The following is a 17,702-nucleotide window of genomic DNA, read 5'->3' on the forward strand; positions in this document are numbered from 1 at the left end:
CGACATAAAATGTCTGAAAAAAGCCAAAATGTGCAGGACGTGTTCCTCAACCACGTCCGCAAGAACAAGACTCCCGTGACCGTGTTCCTCGTGAACGGTGTTAAACTTCAGGGAATCATCACCTGGTTCGACAACTTCTCGGTGCTGCTGCGGCGCGACGCGCATTCGCAGCTCGTCTACAAGCACGCCATCTCCACCGTGATGCCCGCGCATCCGATTCAACTTTTCGAGCCGCCCAAGGAAGGTGAAAACGTCTGATCTTCCGACCAATGGCAACGGCCGGACGCCTGATGCCTCCGGCCGCGCCATCGTGGTCCACCCCGTCCTCCGCAATGAGGCGGACGGGGTCCTGCGCCATCCCGAATCCTGCCTGGACGAGGCGGTGGGCCTTGCCCGCGCCATCGATCTGGAGGTCGTGCACGCCGAATGCGCGCGGGTGAACCGCCCGCAGCCCTCGATCCTTCTCGGGTCGGGGACGGTGGAGCATTTCGCCCAGATCGTGGAGGAGACGGAGGCGTCCCTCGTCATCCTCGACCACGCGCTGTCGCCGGTGCAGCAGCGCAATCTGGAAAAGGCCCTGAAGGTCAAGGTCATCGACCGGACCGGTCTGATCCTGGAGATCTTCGGTGCCCGCGCCCGCACGCGCGAAGGCATGCTCCAGGTCGAGCTGGCCGCCCTGACCTACCAGAAATCGCGCCTCGTCCGTTCCTGGACCCACCTGGAACGCCAGCGTGGCGGCTTCGGCTTCCTCGGCGGTCCCGGCGAATCCCAGCTTGAGATGGACCGCCGGCTGATCGGCGACCGCATCGTCAAGATCAAGAAGGAGCTGGAGGAGGTCCGCCGCACCCGCGGCCTGCACCGCAAGGCCCGCGCCAAGGTGCCGTACCCCGTGGTGGCGCTGGTCGGCTACACCAACGCCGGCAAGTCCACCCTGTTCAACCGGCTGGCCAACGCCGACGTCTTCGCCAAGGACCTGCTGTTCGCCACGCTGGATCCGACGATGCGTCAGGTGACCCTGCCGTCGGGGCGCAAGGTGATCCTGTCGGACACGGTGGGCTTCATCTCCGACCTGCCGCACGGCCTCGTCGCCGCCTTCCGCGCCACGCTGGAGGAGGTCGACGCCGCCGACATTATCCTGCATGTCCGTGATGTGTCCCATCAGGACAGCGAGGCCCAGAAGGCCGACGTGCACGAGGTCATGAGCGACATGGGCATCGACCCGGACGCCGACGACCGCGTCATCGAGGTGCTCAACAAGATCGACGCGCTGGACGAGGAGTCCCGCGAGGCGATCCTGGCCCAGACGGCCCGCAACCCGCGCGCCGTCGCGGTGTCCGCCCTGTCGGGGGCGGGGATCGCCGATCTGGACCGGCTGCTCGACCAGCGGATGAACGCCCACCGCCATGTGGTGGACCTCTCCGTCGAGTTGGGGGACGGGGCGGCGCTCGCGTGGCTCTATGCAAAAGGTGAAGTGCTGGAGCGGCGGGACGACGAGGTCCAGGCCCACATCCAGGTGGCCATCGACCCGGCGGATCTGGCCCGTTTCGAGAAGCGGTTCGTGCACGGCTGATCTTTCGCCATAAAGGGACCGGGCGCGTCATAATTCGTTCGTGCACGTGCGACGACATGACGCGCCCGATTTCAGACCCGGCCTACGACGTCCGAGGTGTAGCCTTTTCCCAACGCGCCCCCGATATTTGAGCCGGGGAGCCGATGGGTTATCCCCGGGAGGAGGCCCGCCTATGCGTTTGCAGACCGATCCAACACACTTTTCGATCACCGCCTTCCTGGCCGATCAGGTGACTCTGGTCGCCCGGCAGGAGCAGTTGTCGCCCGGTGCCGCGGTGCTGCGCATCCAGGAACTGTCGCGCGACACCGCCGGCCGCGCCCGTCTTCTGGAAATCATCAGTGACGCCTGGCGCAAGGAAACCAACCCGACCGAAAGCAGCAAGATCGCCGCCTTGCGGTCCGAACTTGCTGCCTGGGCGCTGCACGTCACGCCCAGCGACAGCCTGCCGCGCTCCTGACGGAGCGGGGAGGGTGCCGGGACAGGGATTTGTCCGTGGCTATGCGGCGGGCGGGGCGCCATAATGGGTGCACGGCCCGCTTCTTTTTTCGTCCGGATTCCCTTGCCCGTTCCGCTCGTTCTTCTGCCCTTGGCGCTTTTGGCCTTTGTGGGCCCCGCTGCCGCCGCCGAGCGGGTGCTGCCGCCGGGATTCGTCGAAGAACCGCCGGTCGCGCCGGAAGATCCCTTGCCGCCGGAGCCCGCGGCGTTTCCGCCCGCCCCGTTCAGCCCGCTGGTCGTGGCGCCGGACCCGAAGGAATTGCTGAAGGCCTGCAAGGAAGCCACCTTCACCGACTGTTTCCGCCTGTGGCGTCCGCCCCCACCGCCGCCCAAGGAGGAGATGCGGGAAGCGCGCGACGTGCCGCAATCCCCGCCCGATCCGAACGCGCCGCGCAAGCCGCCGGAACCCGGCCCGCTGACCGGCACGCCGCCCGCCCCGAACCCCGCGGCCGATCAGGCCACCTATGACGCGCTGGTCAAAGCGTTGAAAGACAGCGGCTTGGACGGCAAAGTCATGCTGCCGGAACCGCCGAAGGATGGCGGAACGGTCCTGAGACTCGACCCCCGATCCAACAAAGCGGCACCGAAACCGTGACGAATTTTCCGATTCCCGACGTCGACCGCGTCTCCGCGATCATCCGCGAGGTCGCGGAGAGCGAGATCCTTCCCTATTTCCGCGATCTGGCGAACGCCGGCATCCGCGAGAAGACCGGGCCCGCGGATCTCGTGACCCTGGCCGACGAGGCGGGCGAACGCGCCCTGACGCCGCGCCTGCTGGACCTGCTTCCCGGCAGCACGGTGGTGGGCGAGGAGGCCGTCTCCGAGGACAAGTCCCTGCTCGACCGCATCCACGGCGACGCGCCGGTCTGGATCATCGACCCGATCGACGGCACCCTGAACTTCGCGAACGGGCGTCCGCTGTTCGCGGTGATCATCGCACTGGCCTGCCGCGGCGAGACGGTGGCCGGCTGGATCTACGACCCGTGCGACGGGCGCATCGCCACGGCGGTGAAAGGGCAGGGCGCCCACCTGAACGGCAAGCGCGTCACGGTCGCACCGGCGGTTCCCCTGCCCGAGATGACCGGAGCCCTGTCGACGCGCTTCTGCGCCGAGGATCTGGGGCGCCAACTGGACGAGCGCGGCCGCTCCCTCGGCCCGCGCGTCTGCCTGTCCAGCGCCGCGCAGGAGTATCTGCGCCTGCTCGACGGTCGGGCGCATTTCTCGATGTACCATCGCCTGATGCCCTGGGATCACGCGGCGGGCGTCCTGCTCCACGCGGAGGCCGGCGGCTACAGCGCGCTGTTCGACGGCTCGCCCTATCGTCCGACCGTCCTCAACGGTGGGGTGATGCTGACCCCCGACCGTGCGAGTTGGGAAGCGATGCACCGGCATCTGTTCGGTTAAGGCGGGGACGAGCCGGACTACCGCACACGTCCGTCGCCGGGGACCGGATTCGGTGGGAACTCTGCGGGCACGGCGGCCTTATAGTGCCTGGATGCCGGAAACGGCCGCCGTGAGCCTTGCGGAGCGCCCGATCATGAAGGCCATTGTCCTGAAGCGTGTGCTGTTGGTGGCGTCATTGCTGGCGCCCACGGCCTGCGCGGAGCGGATCGCCGAGTGCCAGCCCTCAGGCGGGACGGCGTTGGCGGCCGGATCGGCGCGATGTTCCACCGACGCGGACACCCCGGACCTCGCGCAGGATCATGAAGTGGTTCGCGCCATGGACCCCGAACCCGTCCTCAGCGTGGCGCCGCCGCAACGCCGGAAGGCGCGGCCGGTCACCCACGCCGGGTCGGCTTCCGCGCCTGGTCCGCAGTCCGCGCAAGGTTTGCCGGCACCGGTCGAGGCTTTGGCGGTTGGCCCGACGACGCCCACCGATTGAGCTTTTCCCCCATGGAACCCGCCATCACCGAAGCCTGTTGGGACCGGTGCAACAACGGCGGATATCCCATGCAGACGGCCAACATCCACGATCCTCGGAGCATCGAAAGCGTCTATCCACGAAGCGCCTTCGACAACGATGCGCGGCAGAACGCGCGGGACAAGGAGGCGGTGGAACACGGGGTGATGATCCTTTCGATGCCGGACGCCGACGGGAACTTCTCGCTGACGCGGTCGCAGCGCCATGTCGGTGAACCGGGTGCCGCCACCCATTCGATTTTCCTGGCGCCGACATTGGACAGTTCCGAGTATGGAGCGCTCCTTCCAAGCGACACCGACTATGGTGGGCCGGTCGAGGCGGCCAAGGTTCCCAAGACCCCCGGCGATCCGTACGGCTCCTTCGTGGACTCGCTGATTCAGGCCGCCCGCGGCGCGGATTTCCCGCCGCCGCCACCCGCCGAGAGCCTGAAGGGGTTTCGCGGCGGCTGAGAGGCCGGTGACCAGGGGACAACCGACGGTCCCCCTCCTCCTCCCTTGTCTTATTTTCCATAATCTAGCTTATATGATTTTTATGAACCGGCAGGGGTGTTTCCTTTTCTCGCTGTGACGGGTCGGCTAAGGTCGCCTTCCCGTCCCATCCCGCTGCCGAAGAAGACCCTCCCATGGCCCGCAACATCGACCGCCTGATCGACGTCATGGCCCGCCTGCGCGACCCCAACGGTGGATGCCCGTGGGATCTGGAGCAGACCTACGCCACCATCGCGCCGCACACGATCGAGGAAGCCTACGAGGTGGCCGACGCCATCGAGAAAGGCGACATGCCGGCGCTGCGCGAGGAACTGGGCGACCTGCTCTTCCAGGTGGTCTATTACAGCCAGATGGCCCGCGAGGAGAATCTGTTCGACTTCGACGAGGTCGCGGGCGTCATCGCCGACAAGATGATCCGCCGCCATCCCCACGTCTTCGGTGCCGAAGAGGTGAAGGGCGCCGACATGCAGACCTCGCGCTGGGAGGACCACAAGGCCGCCGAGCGCGCCGCGAAGGCCGCCGAGGAAGGCCGTGCCCCGTCCGCCCTGGAGGGTGTGATCGCCGGCCTGCCCGCCCTCACCCGCGCCCTGAAGCTGCAGAACCGCGCCGCCCGCGTCGGCTTCGACTGGACCGACGCGCGGGACATCCTCGACAAGATCGAGGAGGAAGTCCGCGAACTCCGCCATGAGATGGACAGCGGCTCCGCCCCGGAGCGGGTGGCCGACGAACTGGGCGATCTTCTCTTCGCGCTGGTCAACCTCGCCCGCCGCCTGAAGGTCGAGCCGGAATCGGCGCTGCGCGGCACCAACGCCAAATTCGAACGCCGCTTCCATCGCATCGAGGCCCTGCTGTCCGAACAGGGCCGCACGCCCAAGGAGGCGACGCTGGACGAGATGGAGGCCTTCTGGCAGCAGGCCAAGCGCGAGGAACGCGGCGAGTCCTGAGCCGTCGTCATTTCGCGGCGCTGGTCTCCAGCAGGGCCAGCAGACCGGCCAGCAGATCGGTCGGCCGCGGCGGGCAGCCGGGGATGCGCAGGTCCACCGGAAGCACCTCCTCCACCGGACCGACGCAGGCGTAGCCGCCGGCGAACAGCCCGCCGCTGACCGCGCAGTCGCCGCAGGCCACCAGCCATTTCGGGCCGGGTGTGGCGTCCCAGGTGCGGACCAGCGCCTCGCGCATGTTGCGGGCGACCGGCCCGGTGACCAGCAGGACGTCGGCGTGGCGCGGCGAGGCGACGAAGCGGATGCCGAAGCGCTCCAGATCGTAGATCGGGTTGTTCAGCGCGTGGATTTCCAGCTCGCAGCCGTTGCAGGACCCGGCATCGACCTCGCGGATCGACAGGCTGCGGCCCAGCCGCGCCTTGGCGGCCTTGTCCAGCTTTCCGGCCAGTTCCGCCAAAGCCGGATCGGCGGGGGCCGGGGCGGCTTCGGTGACCGGGCCGCCGGTCAGGGAGGTCAGGATATGCTTCAGCATCGGCGGCCTCCTTACAGGTCGTGTCCCGCGTAGGAACAGTTGAACGACTTGTTGCACAGGGGGAAGTCGGCAACGATGTTGCCGCCGATGGCCGCCTCCAGCAGCGGCCACTGGAACCAGGACGGGTCGCGGGGGTGGCAGCGGGTGACGACGCCCTCCCCGTCCAGCCGCACCCAGGTCATGATCTCGCCGCGGAAGGACTCCACCAGGGCCATGCCCTCCCCGCCCCGGCCGGCCTCCAGCGGAACCGATGGATGGTCGAGACCCCGCGAGATCGCCGGCAGGCGGGCCACGATCTGCTCGATCAGGGTCAGGGACTGCTCCACCTCGCGGATGCGCACCCAGACGCGGGCGTTCACGTCGCCCTCGGTCAGCACCGGCACCTCGAAACGCAGCTCGTCGTAGGGGGCGTAGCCGGGGCTGCGGCGGGCGTCCTGGTCGCGGCCGGAGGCGCGCCCGACATGGCCGCCGGCGCCGAAGCGGGTCACCAGATCGGCGGACACGAATCCTGTCGTAACCGTGCGGTCCTGCAAGGACGCCTTGCCGTCGTAGATGGCGACCAGCGGCGGAAAGCGCTTGCGCAACTCCGCCACCAGCTCCAGCAGCAGCCCTGCGCCGCGTTCCGGCAGGTCGGAGGCGACCCCGCCGGGGATCACCCGGTCCATCATCAGCCGATGCCCGAAGCAGGCGTCCGCCGTGCGCAGCACGCGCTCGCGCAGCTGGCTGGTCTGGGCCAGCATGAAGGCGAAGGCGGCGTCGTTGCAGATGGCCCCGATGTCGCCCAGATGGTTGGCGATCCGCTCCAGCTCGGCCATCAGGGCGCGCAGCCAGACCGCCCGCGCCGGCACCTCGACGCCGAGCGCCGCCTCCACCGCGCGGGCGAAGGCGAGGCTGTGCGCCACCGTGGCGTCGCCCGAGATGCGGGCGGCCAACCTCGCCGCCTCCGCCACCGGCCTGCCCTGCATCAGCCCCTCCACCCCGCGGTGGACGTAACCGAGCCGCTCCTCCAGCCGCACCACGGTCTCGCCGTTGGCGGTGAAGCGGAAATGGCCGGGCTCGATGATGCCGGCATGGACGGGGCCGACCGGAATCTGGTGCAGCCCCTCCCCCTCCACCGGCAGGAAGGTGTAGGGGCCGGGGCTGGGCACCGGGGCCGCCGGCTGTTCCGACAGGGGCCGGCGCACGCCCCAGGCGTCGTGGTCCAGCCAGGGGCGCGGGTCGGTCGTGCGCTCCGCCGTCAGCCCGTAGAGGTCGTGGGCGGCGCGCTCCAACCGGTTGGCGGCGGGACGCACGGCGCTCAGGCTGGGGAACCGGCCTTGCGGGCAGTCGAGGCTGACCACCGCGACGTCGCCGGAGAAATCCTCGCGGAAGGCGGCGTTGACCGCCTTCGGCTCGCCCCACAGGCCGAGCAGGCTCCAGGCGTTGCCCGCCAGCCCCTCGATCAGGCGCAGCCAGCCGTCGCGGCCCAGCCGGTAGCGCGGCCAGGGCCGGTGCCCCTCGACCGGCGTGCCGATGCGGTTCAACAGGCCGAACAGCGGTTCTTCCCCGTACATGCCGCCTCCCCCCTACCCGAGCAGCGCCGCGACGGTCTGGAACCACGCGACCAGCGGCCCCGGCAGCCAGACCCCCGCCACCAGAACCAGCACCAGATGCGCGTAGAGCGGAACCAGCGTTCCCTGCAGCGGCACCGACGCCACCGGGACGCCGCTGCCCTCCACCGTGCCGGGCGCGCCGAAGCACAGCTGCTGGACCCGCAGCACCAGCGCCCCGAAGGCGACCAGGATGCCGACCACCAGCGGCAGGGCGAGCAGCGGCTGCCGCGCGAAGGTGCTGGTGACCAGCAGGAACTCGCTCATGAAGACGCCGAAGGGCGGCAGCCCGGCGATGGCCACCACCCCGGCCAGCAGGCCCCAGCCCAGCGCCGGATGGCTGACCGTCAGGCCGGAAATCCGGTCGATCCGCTGCGAGCCCGTCACCTGAACGGCGTGGCCGACGGCGTAGAAGATCGCCGACTTGGTCAGGCTGTGCATCGCCATGTGCAGCAGCCCGGCGAAGTTGGCGAGCGGCCCGCCCATGCCGAAGGCGAAGGTGATGATGCCCATATGCTCGATGGAGCTGTAGGCGAAGAAGCGCTTCACGTCGCGCCGCCGGTAGAGCATCAGCCCGGCCAGCAGCAGCGAGGCCAGCCCCATGGCGATCATCAGCGGCCCCGGCGCGATGGCCTGCCCGTTCGCCGCCAGCAGCATCTTGAAGCGCAGCACGGCGTAGAGCGCCACGTTCAGCAGCAGGCCCGACAGCACGGCGGAGATCGGCGTCGGCCCCTCCGCATGGGCGTCCGGCAGCCAGGCGTGCAGCGGCGCCAGCCCGACCTTGGTGCCGTAGCCGATCAGCAGGAAGACGAAGGCGAGGTTGAGGATCGCCGGGCTGATCTTGGCGACATGGCCCATCAGCTCCGTCCAGGTCATCGCCGCCATGCCCGGCCCCATCACCGGCTGGGCGGCCATGTACATCAGGATGGTGCCGAACAGGGCTAGCGCGATGCCGACCCCGCACAGGATGAAGTATTTCCACGCCGCCTCGATGCTGGCCGCGGTGCGGTACAGGCTGACCATCAGGACGGTGGTCAGCGTCGCCCCCTCCACCGCCACCCACATCACGCCCAGATTGTTGGCCGACAGGGCCAGCAGCATGGTGAACATGAAGGCCTGGTACATGGCGTGGTAGAAGCGCAGCTTGCGCTCGTCCAGCTTGCGCGCCGCGATCTCGTGGGCGATGTAGCCGGCGGAGAAGACGCTGGTGGTCAGCCCGACGAAGGCGGTGAGCGCGATCAGGTAGATGTTGAAGGCGTCCACCACGAACAGCGCGCCGCTCGACGGCTCCATCCCGAACAGGACCAGCGATGCCAGCAGCGTGACGGCGGAAAAGCCGATGTTCAGCCGCGCGCCCAGCCGGTGGCCGGGGATCAAGGCGAGGACGGCGGCGCCGATCAGCGGGGTGGCGACGATGACGGCGACGGCGCTCAATCGCTTTCCCCCCGGAAGCTCTCGATCTTCTGCATGTCGAGCGTGTCGAACCGCTCGCGGATGTGGAACAGGAAGATGCCGAAGATGATGAAGGCCACCATGACGGAGAAGGCCACCGACATCTCGACCACCAGCGGCATGCCGGCGACCCCGACCGCCGCCAGGATCAGCCCGTTCTCGATGGACATGAAGCCGACGACCTGGCTGACCGCGTTGCGCCGGGAGATCATCATCAGCAGGCCGAGCAGGACGACCGACAGCGACAGCGCCAGATTCTCGCGGGTCAGGGCGGTCGCGTCCGCCGTCACCGGCAGCACCAGCAGGATCGACAGGGTGACCAGCGACACGCCGGCGACCATGGTCAGCCCGATGCCCAGCGCCGGCTCGATGGTGCGGTGGATCTTCATCTTGACGACGATGCGGTGCAGCGCCACCGGGATCAGGATGGCCTTGAGGACCAGCGTCAGCAAAGCGGTGATGTAGAGGTGCGGCTCCCCGTGGGAGTAGGCCTGCCACGCCGCCGTCGCGGTCAGCGCCAGGGCCTGCATCGTGAAGACGTTCAGCAGGGAGAACAGCCGCCGCTGGTAGAGCAGAGCGAAGCTCATCAGCAGGACGACGGCCCCCAGCATGTGCGCGGCGTCATAGCCCAGGTCGCTCACCTCACACCCCCCGCGACACGTAGAGGAAGATCGCGCCCAGCAGGCTCAGCAGCAGGGCGCCGCCCAGGAACTCGCCGACGCGGAAGACGCGCATCTTGGCGATGGAGGTCTCGAACAGCGCCAGCAGAATGCCGCCGAAGGCGAGCTTCGCCACGAAGACCAGCATCCCCCCCAGCGCCGCCGCCACACCGGACCCGGCGGTCGCCATGCCCCAGGGCGCGAAGACGCAGGCGATCAGCGCCATGTAGAGCAGCAGCTTGAGCATGCTCGCCGCCTCGACCAGGGCGAGGTGGCGGCCGGAATATTCCAGCACCATCGCCTCGTGCACCATGGTCAGCTCCAGATGCGTGGCCGGGTTGTCGATGGGGATGCGGGCGTTCTCGGCGATCGCCACCATGACCAGCGCGATCAGCGCCAACGCCAGGGAGATGCGCAGCCCGACCGCGCCGGCCATCATGAAGTCGGCGATCTCGGCCAGCGAGGTGCTGCGGACCAGGATCGCCACCGAGAAGACGATCATCAGCATCGCCGGCTCGGCGAGCGCCGCGATCATCATCTCGCGCGACGAGCCGATGCCACCGAAGCTCGTCCCCGTGTCCATCCCGGCGAGCGCCAGGAAGAAGCGCGCCGAGCCGAGCAGCGCGATCAGCGCGATCAGGTCCGCGGTGGGGGCGAGCGCCAGTTGCGTGGTGAAGACCGGGACCAGCCCGGCCGCCAGCCAGATCGCCGTGAACATCATGTAGGGCACGGAGCGGAACAGCCAGGAGGCGTTGCGGGCCAGCACCACCTCCTTGCGCAGAAGCCGCAGCAGGTCGCGGTAGGGCTGGAGGAGAGACGGCCCCCGCCGCCCGACCAGCCGCGCCTTCACCAGCCGCACCCAGCCGGTCAGCAGCGGCGCCAGGGCCAGCACCAGCAGCATTTGCAGAATCTGATAGAGGGTGGCCAGCAGCAGCGTCATCGTTGCGTCACCGCCACCATCACCAGCAGCACGACCAGCGCCAGGAACATCAGGGTCAGGTAGCGGCGGATGGTCATGAACTGCAACCGGTTGGCCTTCTCGGCCAGCCAGCCCACCGCGCGGGACAGCGGCTCCACCACCACGACCCAGGCCGGGTCGGTCCAGGTCACCGACAGGCGGGCGGGGCGCGTGTCGCCCGGCACCGGCATGTCCACATGGTCGCGGGCGCGGAACACCGTGCTGCCGAAGGCCCGCCGGATCGGCTGGCCGAAGCTGGAGGCCGTGTACTGCGTGACCGCCGCCGGGTCCGGCCCGTCGAAGCCGCAGCCCCAGGGGATCGACCAGCGCACCCGGTCGCTCGCCTTGCGGTGGATGCCCATGACCAGCACGACGGAGAGCAGCGCGATCACCACCAGCATGATCAGGCCGTTGTAGGAGTTGCCGATGGCAGAGGTCGGGGCCAGCCAGAACCAGGGCTGGTAGGCGCGGCCGTCGAACGGCCCGGCCTCCACCAGCAGGCGCAGCGCCGGCTCGAACAGGCGGATCAGCGGGGTCGGCAGGACACCGAGAACGACGCAGAGCACCGCCGGAACCGCCATGCCGAGCCGCATCGCCCGCCCGACCTCCACCGCATCCGCGGCGGCGCGCGACCGTGGCCGCCCCAGGAAGGCGATGCCGTAGAGCCGGACGAAGCAGGCGGCGGCGAGCGCGGTGGCGAGCGCCAGGGCGGCGCCGACCACGGCGATCTCGATCTTCAGCGACCATTCCGACAGGGCCGGTGCGTTCAGGATGGCCTGGAACAGCAGCCACTCCCCGACGAAACCGTTCAGCGGCGGCAGCGCCGAAATCGCCGCGGCGCCGATCAGGGCGAGGACGGCGGTGGTCGGCATCCGGTGGATCAGCCCGCCCAGCCGGTTCAGGTCGCGCGACCCCGTGGCGGTCAGCATGGCGCCCGCCGCGAAGAACAGCAGGCTCTTGAACAGGGAATGGTTGACCACGTGCAGCAGCGCCGCCGCCAGGGCAAGCGCGGCGATCACCGGCGTGTGGGCGGCCTTGAAGACCAGAGCCAGCCCCAACGCGATGACGATGGCCCCGATGTTCTCCACCGTCGAATAGGCGAGCAGCCGCTTCACGTCGTCCTGCATCAGCGCGTAGAGCACGCCCATCACGGCGGTCAGGGCGCCGAAGCCCATGGTCACCCCGCCCCACCACCATTCCGGCTCGCCCAGCAGGTCGAACAGCACGCGGATCATCGCGTAGACGGCGACCTTGGTCATCACCCCGGACATCAGGGCGGAGACGTGGCTGGGGGCCGCCGGATGGGCCAGGGGCAGCCAGACATGCAGCGGCACCAGCCCGGCCTTCGACCCCGCCCCCAGCAGGATCAGCACGACGACCAGCGCCGCGCCCCCCGCCTCCGGCGCGTGGGCGCGGATGGCGGCGAAGCTGTAGTCGCCGTGCGCCGTCGCCAGCACCCCGAAGGCCAGCAGCAGGCAGGCCGTGCCGAAGCTCGCCATGATGATGTAGAGGCGCGCGGCCTTCGGCGTTTCCGGGTCCCGGTGCGTGGACAGCACGAGCAGCCAGGAAGCCAGCGACATGAACTCCCAGGACAGCAGGAAGGTGAAGGCGTCGGCGGCGATCAGCACCATGTTCATGCCCGCCAGGAACAGCGGGTAGAGCGGCAGGACCGGACCATCCTGTGAACCGCCATGGTGGTCGTGGTGCGCCCGCTCGTATCCCCAGCCGAACAGGCTGGCGGTGATGCCGCCCAGATTGACGACGATCAGGAAAACGGCCGACAGCGCGTCGGCGCGCAGATGGGCCTGGATCCAGGGCAGCCCGACCGGCAGAACCAGCGCCGCGTCCGGCCCGCCCCCGGCCAGCCGGAGCGCCGCCCACAGGGCGATCAGCGCGCAGGCCGCCGCCGTTCCGCCATAGACGATCGTGGGCGCTTGCGACAGCCGCCTCGCCGCGGCGCCAGAGACGGCCACAGCGAACAGGAAGGCGATTGCCGAAACGACCAGTTCCAAGGCAGCGAATCCGTTTGGATTAGACCCACAATCAGTAAGGATGTTTCTCCCAACGAACGCAAGGGGAAAAACTCTGTCGCGTTCTTCTTGCGGGTGCGCGTGCTTTGGGCGCCACGCGCACAGAAAAAAGGCGGCTCACCAAATCGGGAGCCGCCGGAGTCTGTTCGGGAGGAAACGCAACCAAGTTGCAGGGGAAGATATGCGCCCGTTAAGGTTAACGACACGTAAAGGGCGCTGGGTTTTTCTTTAACTATACTTTTTTGCAAGGGCCCGGCCCGGGATTCGCGCGTCCACTCCGGACCGGTCTCCCCGCCCTCTCCCAGATCGGCACTGGCCGGGAAGGCCCGCTTCGCGCTATAGGAGGCCCCCTTCCCTTTCACCAGTCACCGGTCCTCCATGCCGTCCACGTCCATCAGCCAACGCATCGCCGACGAGCTTTCGGTCCGCGAATCCCAGGTCGCCGCGGCCGTCAAGCTGCTCGACGAGGGATCGACCGTTCCCTTCATCGCCCGGTACCGCAAGGAAGCCACGGGCGGGCTCGACGACACCCAGTTGCGCACGCTGGAGGAACGGCTGTCCTATCTGCGCGAGCTTGAGGACCGGCGCGAGGCCATCCTCTCCTCCGTCCGCGAGCAGGACAAGCTGACCCCGGAGCTGGCGCTGCAGATCCGTCAGGCCGACACCAAGACGCGCCTGGAAGACCTCTACCTGCCTTACAAGCCGAAGCGCCGCACCAAGGCGCAGATCGCCCGCGAGGCCGGACTGGAGCCGCTGGCCGACCGTCTGCTCGCCGACCCGTCCCTGCAGCCCGACGCCGAGGCCGCCGGCTTCGTCAGCGCCGACAAGGGGGTGGCCGACGTCAAGGCGGCGCTGGACGGCGCCCGCCACATCCTGGTGGAGCGCTTCGGCGAGGACGCCGAACTGGTCGGCAGGCTGCGGGCTTCGATGGCCGACAAAGGCGTGGTGACCGCCAAGGTGATCGAGGAGAAGCGGGCGGAGGGCGCCAAATTCTCCGACTATTTCGAGTTCGACGAGCCCTGGGCCAAGGTGCCGTCGCACCGCGCGCTGGCGCTGTTCCGCGGCCGGGCGCAGGGCGTGCTGGACATCCGCCTCGACCTGCCGGTCGAGGAAGGCCAGCCCCACCCGGCGGAGCGCACCATCGCCGCCCACACCGGCATCCGCGACCAGGGCCGTCCGGCCGACAAGTGGCTGTCCGACGTGGTCCGCTGGACCTGGAAGCTGAAGATCGGCCCGCATGTCGAGACCGACCTGATGGGCGACCTGCGGGAGCGCGCCGAGGACGAGGCCATCCGCGTCTTCGCCCGCAACCTGCACGACCTGCTGCTGGCCGCCCCCGCCGGCCCGCGCACGACCATCGGTCTCGACCCCGGCATCCGCACCGGCGTGAAGGTCGCCGTGGTCGACGCCACGGGCAAGCTGGTCGACACCGCCACCGTCTACCCGCACCAGCCGAGGAACGACTGGGACGGCGCCATCGCCGCCATCGCCGCCCTGGCGGTGCGCCACAAGGCGGAGCTGATCTCCATCGGCAACGGCACGGCGAGCCGCGAGACGGACAAGCTGGTCGCCGACCTGTTCAAGCGCCACCCGGAGCTGAAGCTGACCAAGCTGGTGGTCAGCGAGGCCGGCGCGTCGGTCTATTCCGCCTCCGAGACCGCGGCGGCGGAGTTCCCGAAGCTGGACGTCAGCCTGCGCGGCGCCGTCTCCATCGCCCGCCGCCTTCAGGACCCGCTGGCCGAGCTGGTGAAGATCGAGCCGAAGTCCATCGGCGTCGGCCAGTACCAGCACGACGTGTCGGGCGGCAAGCTCGCCCGCTCGCTGGACGCGGTGGTGGAGGACTGCGTGAACGCGGTCGGCGTGGACCTGAACACGGCGTCGGTCCCGCTGCTGACCCGCGTGTCCGGCCTGAACGAGACGATCGCCCGCAACATCGTGGAGCATCGCGACCGCAACGGCGCCTTCCGCTCGCGCAAGCAGCTGCTCGACGTGGCGCGCCTCGGCCCGAAGACGTTCGAGCAGGCCGCCGGCTTCCTGCGCATCCGCGAGGGCGACAACCCGCTGGACACCTCGGCCGTCCACCCCGAGGCCTACCCGCTGGTCGAGCGCATCCTGAAGAAGACCGGCAAGGATCTCGGCAGCGTCATCGGCGACGCCCGCTTCCTGCGCGGGCTGAACGCCGAGGACTTCACCGACGAGCGGTTCGGCGTGCCGACCATCGAGGACATCCTGAAGGAGCTTGAGAAGCCGGGCCGCGACCCGCGTCCGGAATTCAAGACCGCCACCTTCCAGGACGGGGTCGAGGAGCTGAAGGACCTCCAGACCGGCATGGTTCTGGAAGGGGTGGTGACCAACGTCACCGCCTTCGGCGCCTTCGTGGACATCGGCGTGCACCAGGACGGCCTGGTCCACATCTCGCAGCTGTCCACCAGCTTCGTGAAGGATCCGCACACCGTCGTGAAGGCCGGCGACATCGTGAAGGTCAAGGTGCTGGAGATCGATATCCCGCGCAAGCGCGTCGGCCTGACCATGCGTCTGACCGACGCCGCCCCGCGTCCGGAGCGGGGCCAGGGCCGGGCGGAAGGCCAGCGTGGCGATGACAAGCGCCGGGACGACCGCCGCGGCCCGCCGCCCGGCAAGGGCTCGGCTCCCAAGCCCGCTCCCAAACCGGCGAAGGCGCCGGAGTCCATCAACAACGCCTTCGCCGAAGCCTTCGCGCGGGCACAGGCCGGAAAGAAGCGGTAAGGCCGCAGCGGGCGCAGCGTGGGGCGGGTGCCGGACACACTCCGGTACTCTCCCCATGGACGGTTCGTGCGCCAAAGGCTAGTCTGACCGACGCCAACCGCACAGGCGCCCATGCTCTCATCGGCAACCCGAATCGTCGGCCTTTACACGGTCCTCGCCACCGCGTGGGTGGTGGGGTCCGACCGCCTTCTGGACGCCGCCGGTCTGGACGAGGTGGTGCTGATCCAGAACGTCAAAGGCACGGCCTTCGTTCTGTTCACGGCCCTGGTCCTGTGGGGCTTCCTGCGCCAGGAGTTCCAGCGCCGCACCCGGTCGGAGGACGCCCTGCGCTCCACGCTGGAACGGCTGGCCCAGTCGGAGGCCGACCTCCGCTCGGTGATCGAGAAGCTGCCGGACGCCTTTTTCCGCACGGATCTCGATGGCCGGGTCAGCATGGCCTCCCCCCAGTTCGCGCGGGAATTCGGGCTGACTCCCGAGACGGTGATCGGCACCCGCATCGCCGACCATTATGTGGAGGAGGACGGCCGCGCCAAATTCCTTGCGGCGCTGGAGGAAGCGGGCGGCGAGATCCGTGACCACCGCATGCCGATGCGGCGCCAGGACGGCAGCACCTTCTGGATTTCAGCGAACGCCTACATCCGCCGCGATCCCGCCGGTCGGCCCATCGGAGTCGAGGGGATCGCCCGCGACACCACCGCCCAGCACCATCTGGAGGAGCGGCTGCGCTACCTCGCCGGGCACGACGCGCTGACGGGCTTGTGCAACCGCATCCGCTTCGAGGACCGGCTGGAGCACGCCATCGCCCGCGCCAAGCGCGAGGACAAGAGCTTCGCCCTGCTCTTCCTCGACCTCGACGGCTTCAAGGAGGTCAACGACACCCATGGACACCAGAAGGGTGACGAGGTGCTGGTGACCACCGCCCAACGCCTGTCCGGCGCCCTGCGCAACAGCGACACCACCGCCCGCATCGGCGGCGACGAGTTCGCCGTTCTGCTGGAGGGGGACATCTCCGTCGAGAACGCCCGGACCGTGGCGGAAAAGATCATCGGCTCCATCGACCGGCCCATCCCCGGCCTCGATCTGTCGGTGTCGGCGAGCGTGGGAATGGCTTTCTATCCATCGGACGGCGCCGACGCCGGCGTGCTGCTGCGCAGCGCCGATCAGGCCATGTACCGCGCCAAGCGCCTGGGCAAGAACCGCCTGGAACTGGGCACCGCCTGAACCGGGCGGCTGATGGCGCAGAGCTTCGGGGTGGAGCTTCAGGTTGGTTTGGCGACGTCCATCACCAGCCGAATGCCCAGCGCTCCAATGACGGAGGCCGCCAGCCGGTCGATCCACGTCTTGGAGCGCAGGTAGGCGGCGCGCGGCCGGCCGGCGGAAAAGGCCACCGCGACAATGGCGTACCAGCCCGTCTCGACCAGAAACACGGCGGGCGGCAGGGCCAGCAGAACCCAGGCCGGCGGAGACGCCGGCAGAAGGGTGGCGAAGATGCTGGCATAGACGATGGCGGTCTTCGGATTGCTGATCTGCGTCGCCAGACCGACCCAGAACGAGCGCAAGGCGCCGCCGGCGTCGGTGGCCCCGTCCGGGACGCGGACGGGCTCGGCCGCGCCCCGCCAGATCCGCAGCGCCAGATGGACGAGGTAAAGGCCGCCGGCCACCTTCAGAACCAGATAGAGCCATCCGACCTGCGTCAGCAGGGCGTGCAGACCGAGAAGGGCAAGGGTGGCGAAGACCACGCCGCCGGTGCCCATGCCGAAGGCGGCGGCAAGACCGGCACGGCGCGATACGGCGATGGAGGTGCGCGCCACCAGGACGAAGCTGGGCCCCGGGCTGATGGCGCCGATGGCCAGGGTGCCGAGAATGCTCAACAGGGCGAGAGTGGACCCATCCATGGCCGCGGCTCCGCTGTTCGGGAGGGCGTCAGTTTATGGATGGCCTGCGGGATCGTCAAACGGCCCAAGGGTCGCCGCGCCCCGCCCGCTCACTCCGCGGCGATCAGGAAGCTCGTGCCGAGGTGGGCGCGCGGGGGCATGTCGGGGAGGCCGATCGTCCGCCCGACCTCCTCGGTCGTCGGCTGGCGCCGGTAGGTCTCCACATAGCGGTCCAGGGCGGCGAGGCATTCGGCGATCGAACCGGAACCGACGGCCCGGCAATCCTCGAAGGCGTGCGGGTCGGGGCGGAACCAGTGGGTGATGTAGCCGTCCTCGGTCCCAGTCAGTGTCAGCGTCAGGGCGAAGCGTCCCTCATGCCCGATCCGGGCGTGGGCCGCGCGCAGCCGGGACTGAACCTCTTCGATGGTCATGGCGCGTGCTTCCTTCT

At 69.1% G+C, this 17,702-nt stretch carries 18 protein-coding genes; 10 read left to right on the forward strand and 8 right to left on the reverse strand.

Annotation, left to right across the window (positions count from 1 at the left end):
- Positions 1–9 precede the first annotated feature (9 nt).
- From hfq to mazG, 8 genes are all read left to right on the forward strand, one after another.
- Positions 10–258, forward strand: a complete 249-nt coding sequence (gene hfq, locus TSH58p_RS21675; RefSeq protein WP_035675971.1) for an RNA chaperone Hfq — start codon at positions 10–12, stop codon at positions 256–258.
- Positions 259–310: 52 nt separating this feature from the next.
- Positions 311–1,570, forward strand: coding sequence for a GTPase HflX (gene hflX, locus TSH58p_RS21680; RefSeq protein WP_109069457.1), 1,260 nt, complete (start codon positions 311–313; stop codon positions 1,568–1,570).
- A gap of 172 nt (positions 1,571–1,742) precedes the next feature.
- Positions 1,743–2,027, forward strand: coding sequence for a hypothetical protein (locus tag TSH58p_RS21685; protein WP_109069458.1), 285 nt, complete (start codon positions 1,743–1,745; stop codon positions 2,025–2,027).
- Between the two features lie 63 nt (positions 2,028–2,090).
- Positions 2,091–2,660 (forward strand): hypothetical protein, encoded by a 570-nt coding sequence (locus TSH58p_RS21690; RefSeq protein ID WP_109069459.1) that lies wholly within the window; start codon positions 2,091–2,093, stop codon positions 2,658–2,660.
- Positions 2,657–3,469, forward strand: coding sequence for an inositol monophosphatase family protein (locus TSH58p_RS21695; RefSeq protein WP_109069460.1), 813 nt, complete (start codon positions 2,657–2,659; stop codon positions 3,467–3,469). Before TSH58p_RS21690 ends, TSH58p_RS21695 begins: the two co-directional genes overlap by 4 nt.
- 133 nt (positions 3,470–3,602) lie before the next feature.
- Positions 3,603–3,947, forward strand: a complete 345-nt coding sequence (locus TSH58p_RS21700) for a hypothetical protein (RefSeq protein ID WP_199230090.1) — start codon at positions 3,603–3,605, stop codon at positions 3,945–3,947.
- Positions 3,948–3,958: 11 nt separating this feature from the next.
- On the forward strand, positions 3,959–4,435 hold the full coding sequence (locus tag TSH58p_RS21705; protein ID WP_247895556.1) for a hypothetical protein: 477 nt from the start codon (positions 3,959–3,961) through the stop codon (positions 4,433–4,435).
- Between the two features lie 173 nt (positions 4,436–4,608).
- Entirely contained in the window at positions 4,609–5,418 is an 810-nt protein-coding gene (gene mazG / locus TSH58p_RS21710; protein ID WP_109069461.1) for a nucleoside triphosphate pyrophosphohydrolase, read from the forward strand.
- Positions 5,419–5,425: 7 nt separating this feature from the next.
- On the opposite strand, the gene TSH58p_RS21715 is transcribed toward mazG, so the two are convergent.
- Genes TSH58p_RS21715 through hyfB form a run of 6 tightly spaced genes read right to left on the reverse strand, consistent with a single transcriptional unit; the run spans position 5,426 to position 12,617 of the window.
- A complete protein-coding gene (locus TSH58p_RS21715) occupies positions 5,426–5,947 on the reverse strand; it encodes an NADH-quinone oxidoreductase subunit B family protein (RefSeq protein WP_109069462.1) in 522 nt (173 codons plus the stop codon).
- Positions 5,948–5,958: 11 nt separating this feature from the next.
- Positions 5,959–7,500 (reverse strand): nickel-dependent hydrogenase large subunit, encoded by a 1,542-nt coding sequence (locus TSH58p_RS21720; protein WP_109069463.1) that lies wholly within the window; start codon positions 7,498–7,500, stop codon positions 5,959–5,961.
- 12 nt (positions 7,501–7,512) lie between these two features.
- Entirely contained in the window at positions 7,513–8,970 is a 1,458-nt protein-coding gene (locus TSH58p_RS21725; protein ID WP_109069464.1) for a hydrogenase 4 subunit F, read from the reverse strand.
- The gene (locus TSH58p_RS21730) at positions 8,967–9,629 is read right to left on the reverse strand and encodes a hydrogenase-4 component E (RefSeq protein WP_094302513.1); all 663 of its coding nucleotides are present in this window, start codon (positions 9,627–9,629) and stop codon (positions 8,967–8,969) included. Before TSH58p_RS21730 ends, TSH58p_RS21725 begins: the two co-directional genes overlap by 4 nt.
- A 1-nt stretch (position 9,630) precedes the next feature.
- Positions 9,631–10,587, reverse strand: coding sequence for a respiratory chain complex I subunit 1 family protein (locus tag TSH58p_RS21735; RefSeq protein WP_199230091.1), 957 nt, complete (start codon positions 10,585–10,587; stop codon positions 9,631–9,633).
- Positions 10,584–12,617: a hydrogenase 4 subunit B gene (gene hyfB, locus TSH58p_RS21740; RefSeq protein WP_109069465.1), complete on the reverse strand. Its 2,034-nt coding sequence runs from the start codon at positions 12,615–12,617 to the stop codon at positions 10,584–10,586. Before hyfB ends, TSH58p_RS21735 begins: the two co-directional genes overlap by 4 nt.
- A gap of 396 nt (positions 12,618–13,013) precedes the next feature.
- On the opposite strand from hyfB, the gene TSH58p_RS21750 reads away from it, so the two are divergent.
- Both TSH58p_RS21750 and TSH58p_RS21755 read left to right on the forward strand, forming a co-directional pair.
- Positions 13,014–15,380 (forward strand): Tex family protein, encoded by a 2,367-nt coding sequence (locus tag TSH58p_RS21750; RefSeq protein WP_109069467.1) that lies wholly within the window; start codon positions 13,014–13,016, stop codon positions 15,378–15,380.
- Positions 15,381–15,491: 111 nt separating this feature from the next.
- Positions 15,492–16,601 carry a diguanylate cyclase domain-containing protein gene (locus TSH58p_RS21755; RefSeq protein ID WP_109069468.1) on the forward strand — a complete coding sequence of 370 codons (1,110 nt, stop codon included), beginning with the start codon at positions 15,492–15,494 and terminating at the stop codon, positions 16,599–16,601.
- A gap of 38 nt (positions 16,602–16,639) precedes the next feature.
- Here the strand turns inward: TSH58p_RS21755 and TSH58p_RS21760 are convergent, their stop codons facing one another.
- Together TSH58p_RS21760 and TSH58p_RS21765 are read right to left on the reverse strand one after the other, a co-directional pair.
- Positions 16,640–17,275 (reverse strand): LysE family translocator, encoded by a 636-nt coding sequence (locus TSH58p_RS21760; RefSeq protein ID WP_109069469.1) that lies wholly within the window; start codon positions 17,273–17,275, stop codon positions 16,640–16,642.
- A gap of 89 nt (positions 17,276–17,364) precedes the next feature.
- The gene (locus TSH58p_RS21765) at positions 17,365–17,685 is read right to left on the reverse strand and encodes a hypothetical protein (RefSeq protein ID WP_109069568.1); all 321 of its coding nucleotides are present in this window, start codon (positions 17,683–17,685) and stop codon (positions 17,365–17,367) included.
- Positions 17,686–17,702: the final 17 nt, after the last annotated feature.

The organism is Azospirillum sp. TSH58 (assembly GCF_003119115.1).
GTDB lineage: Bacteria > Pseudomonadota > Alphaproteobacteria > Azospirillales > Azospirillaceae > Azospirillum.